This is a genomic window from Kordia sp. (assembly GCF_050633145.1).
Lineage (GTDB): Bacteria > Bacteroidota > Bacteroidia > Flavobacteriales > Flavobacteriaceae > Kordia.
Genome location: NZ_JBOEFY010000018.1, coordinates 98,371 through 114,285, shown reverse-complemented (window position 1 = coordinate 114,285; position 15,915 = coordinate 98,371). Strand labels below are relative to the sequence as shown.

Genomic DNA, 15,915 nt, shown 5'->3' with positions numbered 1-15,915 from the left:
TTAATTTTCAAGGTTTAACACTAAATTTTCAACAAGAACAGAATCTTCTATATTATATGAGTTTCCATTCCAAAGTTTGTACTGAAAACGTATATCTAAACTATTAGCAGTAATTATTTTACTTGAATGCATGATAAGTACCTGAGAATAGTCTTTAGAATACAACATGTGATAATTAGTATCTCTATTTGTTATGTCCTGCATAATCGCTATAATACCTTGTTTTTCTTCAATTTGTGAACCGTTTATTCCTTTTATAATTTCCAGTGGTATTTTAGGATCATTGAAAGGTTCAGGGTTACGTATTAACAATGCTACAATATCATTAGTGTTCTGATTTCTGATACTATTAAATTCTGTAGTTACTGGCGGATCTAATGGAATTATTCTAAAAACACCTTCCAATATTCTATCTAAATAATCTACAAATTGTGATTCTTGCACATCGTTTGTAGCATTAGATGTTGTTAAAATATTGTAAGCATCATCTATAACTTGGGTATTAAGGTCTAAACTAACATTAAATACTGCTTTTGTTATAGGGTTATTAGCTTCATCACGTTCTAAAATATAACTTTCCACTTGCTCATTAAAATTTAAATAACGAGAGGTTTGAAATACGTAATTATGAATTTTCTTTGTCACATTATTAAATGTATTGGTAAATATTGCCGTATACATTTTTCTCGGTTTCAGGTTTTGAAGCGTTATCGTATTGTATTGACTAGCAGGTTTAATAATATCTCCTGCTTCAAAATTACAATCACCACCTTGTTCTTCTACAAAATTCTGAATAAACTGTAATAGTAACGGCATTGGTGGTTCTTCATCTTCTGTCCACTCTTCAATAGTTTGTGGAAGATTAGTCACATCAACATCAGGAGGCATTGGATGTTCCATAATAATATTGGAAACAGGATCTTGGATAAACACTTTTAATGCCTGCAGTCCATCTGTATTAGATAGTAGAGGTAAATGATTGTCGCTTGATCCTCCATAAGCATCCCACTGGTCTTTTAACATATGCGCTATATATGGTTTTATATAGAATAACAATAATTTCGCCTGCTCACTGCTGTAAAATAATGGTTTGGATTGTAATAAATTACCATCGGCATTAGGATACGAGCGCCTGTAATCTATATATTGTTCTAAAGAGGTTAACGCATACTGATCTGGATTAGTGAGCTTACCATTGTCATCTCTATTAAGTAATTCTCCTGTTTGTGGATTGTATTCATTACCATACATTACATTAGGTGCGTTGTGGTAATGTCCAATAGTACCTGCTGTCTTAAAGCCGTAAAAATATTTAAAAGGATGGTCATTTGCATCATCCACAATGTCTTTAACTGTAAATTCAATATGGTATTTAGTGTTAGGTCTCCAAATTGGGTCAACCACATTATTAATAGCTTCTATAGTAGCTAAATAATCTTCTTGAATTGGTTCCTGACCAGGAATGTTTAAATTGTATGTCCAGTCTTCAACAGATAACCAACAAATTTCATGTAATAAGGTACCGCAATTGGTTGGTGGTTCTTCTTGGTTTTCGCAATTACAATTCCCTAATTGACTCACAAGGTTTATAACAGTTGAGACATACACTATTAATTGATTGTTATAAATATTAATAACATCTGCTCCTGTTAAATCATTATTTTCTGAAAAATAGAGTTCTAATTGATGATCACTTGAAAGCATTAGCCCTAAATAAGGTGTTAAATAATTAATAATATCATACTGAGGATGATCACTATTGAAACGTTTAACCTTAGCTTCTATTTCATTAGGGCAAGCTAGACTTTGTTGAATAAGTTCTAAATTATCTGTTGGTTGTAAACAATTCTGATAAATGGTATTTATTTCTTCATACAAGCCACAAACAACCTCATCTTTATCATCACACTCTACATTATTTTGAGAACAATCACAATTCCCTAAAAGATTCAGTTTGTTAACAATAATTTGCGCCTTTTCTCTTAATTGGTAATAACGAATTATGTAATCATTATTACCCTCATTAGCTATTAAATCCACTAAAAGGCTTCTATATTCGTTTAACGTTGGCTGTAAATTAGCATTTACAAATTCTTCTGTTAATTGACTATATATGAGTTCTACAAATGAGTTATATATGGATAAATACTCGTTAATCTCATTTATAGATTCTATGTGTTCTGGGTATTTTGCAGGGAATAATTCAGATAAATCATTATATAAATTACAGATGGTTTCGTCTTTAATACAATCATCTTCAATAGTTGAACATCCTAATCCTTGTAGTTCTTCTAATTGTTGAAGTAAATTAAAATAAGTTTCTGTATCTAAAGGTACTTCAATATTAACACCTTGTGGAAGGTCGTTTCCTAATTGTTCATATGTGTCATTGAACAATTGTTCTATTTCCTCATAAATGGCATCTATTTGAGATTGATTGCCATTACTTGGTATAACCTCAATTTTACTGATTGGTATATCTTCATTGGTATATGTAATTGTACTTTCTAATTGAGCAGGTGAATAGTTTATACTCTCAATTTCATCATATTGTATTATATAATCACCTTCCGGTAAAAACGATTTATAATAAATCACTTTAACCGACTGTGCATTGGTTGATAGTTTTAATTTAACTCTATTTGAAGGTTCTGGTAACTTAAATTCTAAAGTACTTGAATTTGGAAACTCTAACGATCTGCTAAATCCAAAGGTATTAGGTTTACTAACCACAGAGGCGTTTGAGTTCATCACTATACCATTTACAACAGAAGTCTGTCCTTGAGAGATGTTAAAAAATACTTGTTGATGTGAATGATAATATGGGAAATACGTTACTGTATTATATTGTGTGTTTAAAGGTGTTTGCAACCAGTTAGCACATTGATCTTCTCTTTTTTGTCCAGCACAGAAAAATGTAGCATGTGTTAATCCTAATTGCTCCGGAATAAACCAACCAGACTCACCTTGTTCAACATACGAAAATGGAGAAGTTGCCAGTAATCGTATTGCATTATATTCTTTACTAGATTTTTGCCAGTGCCCAATACGTAGATGATCTACGTTATTTCTATCAGTAGTATTTACTACTGCTTCATATGGATGATAGTCTACCCAAGTCGCCGAGCCATCTTTTGCTGCTTTAATTTTTATATCAGTAATTTGATAACGATGTTTTACTTGTCGTAGTTCATTCCCTTTTATCACCTTTACAGGAGGAATTAAATCTTCATAATTTTCTGGCGCATTGTTGTAGCTTCCTATACCTCCTTCGCCTGCAATATCTCCAGGCAATACTGCCTTTTCGAACTTTATATCTACATAAGTGTCTAGAGGAATGATAGCATTATTGAAAGATTCTACAACTTGCGGATCATTTAAATTTGGCAATGTATCTTCAAAATTAATTAACTCAAAAGTTTCCCCAGTAAGCATGTGGATGCCTTTTACAGCTTGATCTCTTAATTCTTGAGGGATTGCAGGTATTGGAGTTGTATCGATATGACGGCTCTTTTCCCATTTTATTTTTACAGTAGCACAAACTTTAATTTTAATAAAGCCTATCTTAATTTTTCCACAGACTCTAATTTCTGCATAAATTAAGAATGGTTTTGCAGCTTCAACAGAAAAATGTACATAAAAGGATACGCCAACTTCAATAAAACCAAATAGCCATACTGTAGCTCCTGCATCTACCGTCATATAACCGCCTATTTGTGAGCGTTCAAAACTAATAAAACCGCCTACTTCTGCAATAAGCCATGCTTTTACCCTAGCTATTGCAAAATTCTCATCAATATCAAAGGATACTTTAGCACCAGCCTCAATACCACTTGCAGAAAGCATTAGGAAACTCTCCATTTCTACGAGCGTTAATACTTTTGCTGTGATAGGGTCTTCACGAGTTCCTAAGTTTAAATACCAACCACTTGGATTGTCCCAGAAATATCCTGCTTGCATATATACATGCAAGTCAATGATATTACCGCTATTTTGTGGCAGTTTAAAATCTACACCTGCACCAATTTCTATACCATTATCTGCCAAAATCATAAAGGCAAAAAATGGTGGTTCGCCACTATCATCTAACCCCCACTCTTTACTTAATATACTGGCTCTACCATCTATCATCAGCATATTTGGGATTGATAATAACACCATAACGCGTAACGAAATAGCATCACTACTTCCCATAGTAGTTATAGTCACACCTGCACCTACGCTTACAGGGTTGGTATAGTTTTCTGTTTTATCTGGTCCATTAAATTTGGACACATGTACGCCACGTGGTGGATATGTATAATAATCATACCATTTATCATCATGTGAATGCAGACCTACCGCTTCTTTTTCTGCTACATATCTAAATCCTAGAAGACCTCTAAAGCCTGTAATCCCCAATCCTGTGGCTGCTATTGGAATAGGAATAGGAATATCTAGAGAAGCATCTAGTAAAAATGCTGGATGTTTTGGTTGTAAGCGCATATCAGCAGAACCTGTTGCCTTTAATTTGCTTAAATTTAATTTTAAAGAAACACCTCCAGCATATTCTACTTCATTTACAGATAACCATCCCTTTATAATTACTTTTGCAGTTTCTGGAGAGGCATCTCCTGGAATGGTTAAATTTACTTCTATTGTTTCTATTTTGATGTACGAATGAAACTCGCCATCATCAACTGTAAAGAAATATTTTATACCTGCACCACCTCTAGCATCAAAGCCTGCTAATCCAACAGCTATGGCTCCATCAAACCCAAAGTAATTGTACTTACGCATCACTCCGTTGTGTTCTTCTTGAAAAGACCCATAATTAATTCCAGATATAGATACTTCTAGCACTGGATTGTCCTTTGTTCCAATTAACACCATGCTAAAGTTGGTTGGAACAGCTATAGCTCCACCTATAATTTCAAAGCTACCATCACTATAAATGCGTAAACGCTCTACATTAATACGTTGGTCACCAATAAAGCTTTTAATAATTTCATTAGTAAATACTATATCACATGCAGTTCCTATGTAAAAGGGTTCGTCATTACTTTCTCTACCAACTTCTATTGAGTTAATGTATAGATCCAATATATTTGGCAAAATAATGGGTGCAAAGCCATCTTGTTCTGATGCTGTTACATTGAAACCTCCATCATCATCTAAATGTCCATATATATCTATGTTTGCAATGTCACCATTGGCATCTTGTAATCGAGGTATTTTTAACCCTCCTTGTATATTTGATTCTACTATATGTCCTTGTTGAAAGGTCATATCGAAGCTTGTAAACCAGATTTCAAAGCCGTTTGTACCAATACGTTTACTTAACCTTGGTCTGTTGGCTTCATCACTTGTATTATAAAGTGTGTTTAAGTAGCTGTAATATTCAGATACATTCGTATATATTGTAGGTTCTGACTCGCCAACTTTTGTTAAATTCAGTGGAAACACAAATTGTGTGGCTTCATGAGTTTCTAATTGGTTTTTGAGCTCAGTATGATTATTAATATCAGTAACTATTATATTATTACTTACATCTTTATGTGTAGTTTGTATTGGGTATTCAAATTGAAAATAGTCTGTATAATAGTTTAAAATAGTACCATCACTATTTCTAAAGGTTTCTGTTTCTAATGCAATAGTTCCTGATATACCTCCAGTTCCTATTAATAAATTATATCCTGCAATTTTAGCTGTTATACCTCCAACAACTTCATCATCGTTAAACCACTTTGGTGGTAAGGTTACTGCGGCATATTGTGCATACACACCTTTAAAAGTATTTGGTCTGCCATCTGCAGTAGCTTCGGGGATGTTTCTATCTTTTCTTAAATCAAGTTTTAATCCAGTGAATTCTACTACCAACCCCGTATTTCCTATCATAGACTTAGTAAAGTCAAAACTATCTTCTTCATAGAAATTTAACCCTTGGGTGGTAGAATACTCAACTTTCCCAACATTATATGTCAATCTGGATTTAAATTCTTCTGGTAAAGACTCTAAATTCTCATCTACAGGAACTAGCCATTTTCTAGGAAACTCTAAAGCAAGATCTATATTATCTATAGAAAGACTAAATTGAGGGATTAATATATTTAAGAAATCTTCAAACTTCAGATTTCCAAATCTTCGTTTAAAGATTGTTCTTAGCTTATCAAAAGCTTGATCAAAACTATCAGAGCTTAAAAATAAGTCATAAATAACATCTAAAGTCCCTCTAAAAAGTTGAATATGTTCTATGATATTATTTATGGCAGTGATATCATTATTTATATCGCTATCATTTAATATAATATTATCACTATATAATGAATTATAGTCATTTACAAAGCCATTAATAGCATTCGTTTCTTGCTGAAATTCTATTATGAAGTCATATAATAACATCTCTTTTGATGTGCCCGCTATGTCAAGGAAAATTTCCAGAATTGATTTAATAGAATTATCAAAAGAATTAAAATTAAATTGATTTTTATACCTAATTATTTTCCAGTTATAATGAAATGAAATAGGTATTTCTATACTATCTGATGTATTTCCTGGATTAAATAGTAATTTAAGACTATCTTCTCCAAGAAATTTAATTCCTATATCTTCTAATAGGATTATTGTGAGTTTATAAAACGCTGCATCTTTATAATAGGTTTTATGTACTGAATAATTCTTAAAAAATATCTTCCCAAATAATGTATCAAGAACATCATTTAAAAACTCTACTTCTACTGGTATGTTTTCTATTGTGATAATATCACTTAAGCTAGGATATAGTGTGTTATTTGCTGCCATTTATTTTTAATATTTTTGTACCATACCAGAGTATCTTACTTGTTTAAACTTCATTTTTTTCATACAGTTAGGGAACTTTATATGAGAGTACTCAAATATTTCCCTATCTCGAAAGGTTTCCATTTCTTTTCGTAATGCTAGCCGCTTTCTATATTCTTTTTCAATTTCTTTTAATTCTACTAGTGTAAATTCCTCCGATTTTTTATATACTTTCATGATGGCATCTATATTTTGAATAGATACAGATTCTCCCATAATTTCATCACGTATATAAATATATTCTTCCTTGAATTTATCTCTTTTAGGGTCTCTTATATAAATAGAATCTAACTCCTTTAGCTCACAAAAACATTCAGGAATACTTTTAATTTCTTCTATATTTTTAACTTCAAGAAAACGAAGTCCTTTAACTTTAACTATGTTATTTATCTCTTCTTGACTTGTTATTGAAGCCTTTCTTAGATGTTTCAATTTGCCGTAGTCAAAATTACCACTAGTTACCCTGTTTGAGTAGTCTATATATTCATAGCCTTCATAAACTATAGTATATTCGCCCAAGTCTCTTATGTCTTCTATGGTAAATTCTTGTACGGGTATATTTTCCTTACGGTTATGTTCATAATAATTATTGAATTTAAAAACATGCAACGGTTCTAAATTATTTTCTTCTATAAGATCAAAATAGCTTTCAAGAAGTTTTAGTTCTTCATCCAAAAATACTTTAGATCCATTGGCTCCTATTTCAAACGATATAGTACCATAAATTTCTTCGTTTTTAATAGCGCTAAATAGTTTATCCTTTTTTAAATCACTACGTTTTATTGGAGTATATTCATCTAGTCTGTTTAACTTATTTATTACAGTATTTTGTTTTGCCGAATATTCTTTAGTGTAAATATTCTCTTTAGTAACAAAAGGAATTTCTCTAAGTTCGTATAAAGCGTCTACCTTTTTTTTATTAGTATCTGTCTCCAATAATTGACCATTAGAATATATTCGATCGTTATAAACTTTTCTTTTTTCAAAAGGAATATCATTAATGTCATAAGAAAAGTAAGATGCCTTTTCTGCAGCATTTAAAATATCGTCTATTTGCGTAATTTTATTATTGTCAATGTTTACGATATTAAGAGGACTCTTATTTAAACCGTCTAATACTTCCTGTATATTAGAATAACGCCAAATCAATGTTTTTAAGTACTGTTGATCATTTAGAAACGTTGGCATTTCATTCACTGTCTTTTTATCTAAGAAAATTAATTGTTCTAACTTTTTTGCGTCAGAAAAGTTTGGAAAACCATTAGATAATCCTGTGTTTACAAAAACAATCTTTTTAAGATTTATTAGCCCTAGAATATTTGTTTCAAAAGAAACATTGGTCGTATTATTAAAAATTTTAAGTGTTTCTAATTGAGTTAGGTTTCCTATATTTCTAGGAAAATAGTTGACCTCGCTATTAAGAATCGTTAATTGTTTGAGTTTTTTTAAATCTTCTATAGAACTGGGTATACTATCAATAAAGGCATTTGTCAAAACGATTTCTTTTGCAGACTTCACTCTTAATAGATTTTGTATAAAACTTGTATGATTAGCCATCGATTTAACTGTCCTATCTTGAAATAATTGATCCGTTTGCTTCCCTTGTTCAGATTTTCCTTTTTTATATAACCTAAACTGTTGAAAATCTTTTTCTTTTAATTTTTGAGAGATTTCTTGTTCATAAATGATTTTGGAAATCTTCGTATCATTCGTAAAACAGCTTGGTAACGTTATGCTTGCATAAAATGGAGCTGCTTGCGTAGACAGTTGATCAGGATTCGCAAGATCACTTCTCTTTCCTGTTATTTTTAATGTATTAATGTTAAGTAAACAAAAGGTTTCTGGCAAGACAGATAACTCTTCAATAGTTTGCTTTCTGTTCCAAAATAAATGTGAACTTGGCTTTAAATTAAGTGTCAGTAATTCAATTTTTGGAAGTACTTTTATTTTTTCAATTAATACATCCAAAAACTCTTTATCATAACCCGATAAGCTAATTGCTTTTAAATTTTTATATATAGTAAAATCTAATTGAGTTATCTCTTTTAATGCATTCTCCCTAGTTTCCTCATTTAATGAAAGTTCCTTAGCTGAAAAATCAATTTCAATATGAATTACTTTTGGAAATAAAGAATAGGACTTTGAAAATTCATACTTTTTTCGAAGATTAAAATTTACTTTCAGCTCTAATATAGAATCATAAGATTTAGCAATATCTAAAGTATTAAACAATTCTAAAGATTGAGATTGAGGTATTAATGCTATTTGTTTTTCTACATCCTGTATTTCATTAATAGTATTGACAGGAGTGTTTGTACTACACTTCGGTAATAGCACTAAAATCAAGCTATAGCAGATTAAACGATATGTCTTATGAAATAGTTTCATTTCTTTATTAAAATTGCTTATCAAATAACATTTTCAAATAAGGCTGTATATAGGTATCTAAAAAGTTTGACTTTGTATTGTTAGCTGGATCATAAGGAACAGGATTATTTGGATCTATATTTAGAACAGATATATAATATCCATTTTCAAAAAGAGGCACTCTTTCTTTAATTTCATCTGCAGGAGTGTATTCATTAGCAGGTCCGCTTTGATAAAGTTTTAAAGGGTCGGCTCCTATCAAATCTGAAATTACCCCAAACCAATGGCTAAAAGGGAAACATCCATCATCTTTAATAAGATCACTATGAACCACCACTTTGCTTTCTACATGAACTCTAAGTCTAACCTTAAGGCCTTCAGATAATTCTCCCGTAAAGCCAAAACCTCCGCCAACTTCAGCGTGCAGGGCCATGTTAACATCATACATAGATCTGAAATAACGAAAAGCTAATTTGGCAAACATTGTATACATTGCTGCGTCGTATTCTGTTACGGTATCATCTCCTTTATAGAATCCTGCTCTTTCAGACATTTCAAAAACAGTAATGTCTAATAGTGTTTTGAAACTAGCAAGAATACCACCTCCATACTGATTTAAATACGATTGCATTTGAGGCTCTTGAGAAGCGTCATTTAGTTTGGTATATATAGTATCTACATCGTTCTGAGGATCTATGATATCTTTGTATTTATCTGATATATAATTTTTAATTTCTTCCGCTACCGTATCATCATTCATTACTTTATTGAGTGCTGTTAATACTCTAATAAAGATGATAATCCCTTTTATGAAGTTGATATAATCTTTTCCTGCAATTGTATAATTGAAATCTAAATAAGGATTCATACTGAAGAAAGATTGTTTTGCTTTTTGTCTAAAAGCTGTTTGATCTGCTTCGAATGCTAACCACCGTTTAGAAATTTGTTGTTTTTTTATACGTCTACGATATTTTCTATTAAACAACGATAAACCTATTCTCTTTTGAAAATTTACATGACTAAAGGTCTCTTGAATTTCTAAAAAATTATTAGTGAATTTGTTTATAAATCCTTCATCTTGTAGTGTTTGCTCCATACTACCCAATGCTAAATTTTCATTTGGCAATACTGCATTTATTATTCTCCCTAGATTGAAGTAATAGCAAGATTCATATCCGCTTCCTTGATAAAGATCTAAATTCCCAGAAAAATTATAAAACCCTATATATTTACTTGTCTTCTTAAGAAAATTATCTAATGTTAAGACATAGTTTTTAGTCACATTACTACCTCCTAACTCTTTTGCTATATCAAAATCTACCATAAGTTTTATACCTAAACCTTGATGTATATTAATATCCGGAATAGGAGAAACAGGTAAGTTAAGTCCAAAAAGCCCTAATGACAATGAATTATAAAAGTCAAAATGTACACTTCCTTCGCCAAATGAAGATAATTTAATTCTAGAAGGAACCCTTATATCTCTAACGGGATCGTAGCAATTATCCATTGCAAAAGGGTATTCAACCTCAACCTCTACTCCATATCCATACTCTACTCCTCCACCAAGTCCAACTGAAGCAGCTGTTCCAGAGAATAGAGACAATAAAAATGGAGGTAATAGGTTTTTATTCGTTAAACCTCCATTTACACCCACATCTTCTGGGTGAAGCCAATTATATTGTTGATTTTGTTCTTCACTTGGAACACCATATTTAAAAGTAGCACTTGCGCCTGTACCAGCTTCTAAGTATGATGCTTTGTATAATTTGAATTTAGTTACGTAATTCCATAAATTAAAATTGACTGTTTCCGCTGCCTTTTGAAATGCATAAAAACCTGCATATGGAAATACAGCAGAAACGGCAGAAACAACTGTGCTCAATAAACCAATAGCTCCATAAGCAGCAGCAGCTAAATTTGTTGATATAGGATCCTGTCCTGTGATAGGAATTTCAAACTCTATTAACGCAGACATTTTTTCTCCTGCCTGAAGATCTGCTCCTGCAGTAACACCAATTCCTGCTTTCTTTTCTTTACTTCCTCGTTTTCCGTTCCAAAACCCAAGATCAAAACCTACACCTGTATCTAAACCGCCTCTTATTTCACCATAAGCACTTATTTTAAGCGTATAATCAAGGTGACTATTAGTATCTTCTCTCCAAATAGAGATATCTCCCACAAAATCTATACCTATTGGTATTAAAAAAGTAGCTCCCAATTCTACACGTTGTCTAAAACCCAAAGATCGGTAAGGAAACATTTTTTTTACGGCTTTTTTAGCAAACTCAACTAAAAAATCACCTGAGTTATGACCATTGACAGGCATCAAAAATTTATACGTATTCCACATGGTAGTCATAAACTGTCTAGATGGCAACCACATCAAGTAACCTTCTGTAAGACCAATCCGCAATTTAATTCCGCCACCATCAAGTTCTTCAACATAATTATAGCCTGCAGAAGCTGCTATAAGTTCTGTTAGAAACTGATCGTAATAAGCAGTAGCGCTGGTATGATTTGCTGAAAAATGAGTTTCTGTAGCTTGTCGGGCTTCATTAATATCATTTTCAGTTAACCACTGCCCTGGCGATTTGACGTAAATACTTCGTTCATTATCAGACACTAAATCAAGATTAGATACTTGATTATTAGAATAGATGAGTACATTTAAACAAAACTTAAGCAGTAACATATTTTCATGCGTTATAGCATCTGGGAATGTTGTACCTGGAAATGATATATTTTCGCTATCATCTATAATACCATCTTCATTTACAGACCTTAAAGTAACTGGATCAAAATAAGTTTCTTTGATAAGGTTTAAAAGATATTCGCTATCATTCGCAATTGTTGTAGGTAAACGATGAATTTTTGAATACACATCTGGCATTTTTGATGGATGCGTATTCCAACTTTTATGAATAGAACTTCCTTGTATATAACCATTTAATTCATAACCTTTATTGAATATTTCATCATAAAGTTCTGCACCTCCTGTTATGATTGGTTCCACTAATTGCTTATCTCTATTACCTGAAAGAACTTTAACATAATACCAGTCAGTAGCAGTATCTCCTCCTTCTCTAAGGACATATAAAATATCATTTTCTTGCAAGCGAAACAAAACAGGTGAATTTGGAATCGGTTCCGAATATAAATTCACACCCACTCCACTAGCATCAAGAACTACAGTTGTTTGCGAAACAACGGTAGACTGCCCATAATTAAAAATAGTTCGCGCAGTTTCTTCATCATAATCAGATATTCTATTTAAAGCTTTATCCAATTCATGCAATGTTTTCCTTCCAATGATTCCATCTATGTTAGCATTTAACTCAAGCGTTTGTTGTTGAAAATAACGAACTAAAACTACCAAATTGCTATCAAAGCCTCCACTAATAGAAAGACTTAAAGCCTGTGCCTTTTTGGTGGCACTGACATTTGGTATTTCTGGAATAATAATTTTAAGAGCTTTTCTTATTAATAGTACGGCCTGAGAATTATTATTGTCTCTATCAGCCGATAGAGATGTTCCTTGCCCTAAATTGATTAATTGAAGCGTCTGATTTGGTTCAAATAATTTACTGGATAAAGACGGTAAATTTTCTGGATAAAATGTAGACTCTTGTAATAAAGATGCATCTGCTGCATCTTTGGACATATATATAGGCATGTTTTTTTTGTTTTTTTATTAGTATTCCAACCTTCTTGGTATTTTATGGTATGCATATGTAGAAATACCAGTGTCAAGATGTTTCTCTGTAACATTTCCCATATCGTCTTCTGCAAAACCTTTTAAGAAAAGTTTAGCTCTTCTATATTCCCCTCCATCAATTATAGGATTTTTTCCGAAAACAGAAACCCCTAAAAATATCCTGTACTTATCTGAAAAACCTTCTTGATTTTTCATAAGTTCCAGAGTGTCAAATTGATCTTTTGTTATGGTAATACAATCAAAGTGCTCATAATCCAATTCATTACTTAAACCATCAACTGCATTATTAACCGTAAAATATAATGGCTTAATGCTTACCAAAGTATCTGGCTCTCCAATAGTTTTAAGATAGCTTATATTTCTTTTATTTAAAGTTATGTTTAAGTCTTGCTTTGTTAAACTAAATAAAAAATCTGCTTCTCCTACTGTAAAACTTGAGTTCAAATGTGATTTGATTTTACTACTATCCTTAGCACTATGCATTATATTTTTATTGTCTATATAGGTAAAAAAGGTATAATTGTTATTATCTATCGCCATACCGACCTTTGGTGTATATAATTCTTCATAATAACTGCCATAACTTCCCGCAATAGGAAAAGCATTAGATTGTGAATACAATCGCACAGAAACCCTATTTAATCTTGGCATGAATATGGGTTTCATTTCAAAAATAGGAAACATTAGGTCTAAAGGATGTTTGTCATACCGTATCAGACTAGGAACTGGATCTGTTAATTGACCTGTGCTGGTATCTAAATTTCGCCTTTTAGGTATCATTCCCTGTCTTACTACTCTTAATTTAAATTCTGTAGCTAATTTTATGTAATGATAAGAGGGAATAACTCTTTGAGAATTCGTTAAAGACAAATCATTCGTCAAAAATAAAGGTAAATCTAAGGTTGATTTATAATTAACATCATCAAAAGCACCATAATCTTCAACAAGAATTTCACGCACCTTTAAATCATCTAAATGAGGTGTCTCTGTTTGATCTGGATTTAAAATTCCTTTACTATATGCTGATAAAAAAATCTTAAGCGAATTATCTGTATTCTCATTTAAATCTTCTGGGTGATTCTCATAAATACTTTGCACCAAATTTCTTAAAATAATTGACGTCCTAACAAATTGATAGTCTAATATATCATGTTCTTCTTGTAAGGCACCGTCAAATAAAGTAGCAAATGTCGAAGGGGAAAGATCAATTGCTGTCAGAGGCCATCCCATAGGGTATTGAAACTGAGCAATATTTTCTATGCCAAAAATTTGATAGCTAATATTATTTTCTGATTGTCCTATTGGGTTAGAAATTGTAAACATGAGGTACTCACTAAAATAATTATACGAATACCCCGTTCTATGTCTAAAATCGACATAAACTCTTTTATTATTCGTAAATTTATTTAACAACTCATAATTATTGCTTCTCAGTGGCACATCTTCATAAGTAGTACCGGAAACTTGCTTCATTAAAACATCATAACTTAATTCATCTTCTTTTATAGTTAAAGAACCATAAAAAGCCACAGGGTCAAAAAAGTGTAAAATTTCTTCACGCATATGCTTCTTCTCAAAGCCTGAATACGCTGAAACGTTCAGTACATGCTCGCTTTGTCGTAAAACGCCCATTTTAGTTTCATAGCCTATCCTTTCTCCTATGATTTCAAATCCTGCATCAATACCATCTTTAAAAACACCTATAAACATTCCTGCTTTTACTATTGGTAATTGTAAATCAGAATCATCGTCGTCCAACTCAATGACATCTTCTATATACGCTTCATCTGGAACATAAAAAGGATCTGTATCAGCTAAATCATGAGCATAATCATAACCTATATGGGAAGATTTTGGAACTTCATTGATCCCAAGTTCTTCATTAATTTTTGCTTGCTGATCATAAAGTAAATTCCTTACATCAGAAGCTTCTGGAGAAGCAGCTTGGATTATTTCACCATTAGTATCAATTAAAGAGGCTTTATCTATTCCTCTATAAATAAAATAATTCACGTGTTCATATTCCCATATTACAGGATCAACAGGTTTTAAAATGATATTTACGATACCGTTTATTGGAGTTCCTGAAGAATCAAACGCATTTTGGACTAATAATATAGATTTTGCAGCTGCAACAGCTATATTATTTGTAGAGGAATCAAATGTAAATTGATTACAAAGTCTATACTCATCAGCATTGATAACTCCAAATGGTTTTTCTTCAGTTGTGGCTAACCACGATTGTTTATCTGTAAAAAAGAAATATTTATTCATTTACTTTTATATTATATGAATCAAGAGTTATTTTTTTGAAATTTAGTGGGATCAAATTTTTATTCCATCTATTCTCACTCAGTGATTATTTTTAATTTTTGATTACTTTAAAAAAATGACAGATTTTGCAGCTAGATAATACTGCTTTTTCCCTTTAAATATATAGATTTTTCTTAGATACATCATATATAAATATATAAACGTAACAAAAAGTTAATAAGCGTAGTTAAAAAAACAATAAGCGTTGATTTTTCAGTATTAAATTTCAAAAACCTATTTCTAATTTGAGAAAATCGGATTAAAAAGAAAAATTAAAATGAGTAAGCGATAACATCTGTTTCGTTAAATAGTATTTTGATTTAGTTAAACTCAAAATACTGTAAATACCTAACAAAAATTAGGCCAAAACTTACAATAAATCCCATAGTTACAATAAAAAGTAAAATATTAGAAATTAATTACTTTGTCAAAAGTCTCATCAATTTCTTTGTGAATAGAATTAAAAAGAGTAAACCTTGAAGGCTATAATATTTTATAAAACTCAGCTTAATGATAAGCAAATTGTTTAAGTTTTTTTAATACGATATTTGCGTTAAACCAAAAAATTTCAATATTTCGCACAGGAAACAATAGAGCATTCAGTAAATTAAAATGTTTGAATATCAGTTATTTAAAATTTTCGAGTAAGAAAAGTGAATAGCCTGACCGCAATGAAAAAACACCAAACCGGTACTTCG

Annotated in this window: 4 protein-coding genes; all 4 read right to left on the bottom strand. The window is 31.4% G+C overall.

Annotation, left to right across the window (positions count from 1 at the left end):
* From ACRBBL_RS09440 to ACRBBL_RS09425, 4 genes are read right to left on the bottom strand one after another with little or no spacing between them, the layout of a single operon-like run.
* Window positions 1-6,780, bottom strand: a complete 6,780-nt coding sequence (locus ACRBBL_RS09440; RefSeq protein WP_431368791.1) for a hypothetical protein — start codon at window positions 6,778-6,780, stop codon at window positions 1-3.
* 6 nt (window positions 6,781-6,786) lie between these two features.
* Complete coding sequence (locus ACRBBL_RS09435) at window positions 6,787-9,207, bottom strand: hypothetical protein (RefSeq protein WP_431368790.1); 2,421 nt, start codon at window positions 9,205-9,207, stop codon at window positions 6,787-6,789.
* A 7-nt stretch (window positions 9,208-9,214) separates the two neighbouring features.
* Window positions 9,215-12,862 carry a hypothetical protein gene (locus ACRBBL_RS09430; RefSeq protein WP_431368789.1) on the bottom strand — a complete coding sequence of 1,216 codons (3,648 nt, stop codon included), beginning with the start codon at window positions 12,860-12,862 and terminating at the stop codon, window positions 9,215-9,217.
* Window positions 12,863-12,880: 18 nt separating this feature from the next.
* A complete protein-coding gene (locus tag ACRBBL_RS09425; RefSeq protein ID WP_431368788.1) occupies window positions 12,881-15,178 on the bottom strand; it encodes a hypothetical protein in 2,298 nt (765 codons plus the stop codon).
* Window positions 15,179-15,915: the final 737 nt, after the last annotated feature.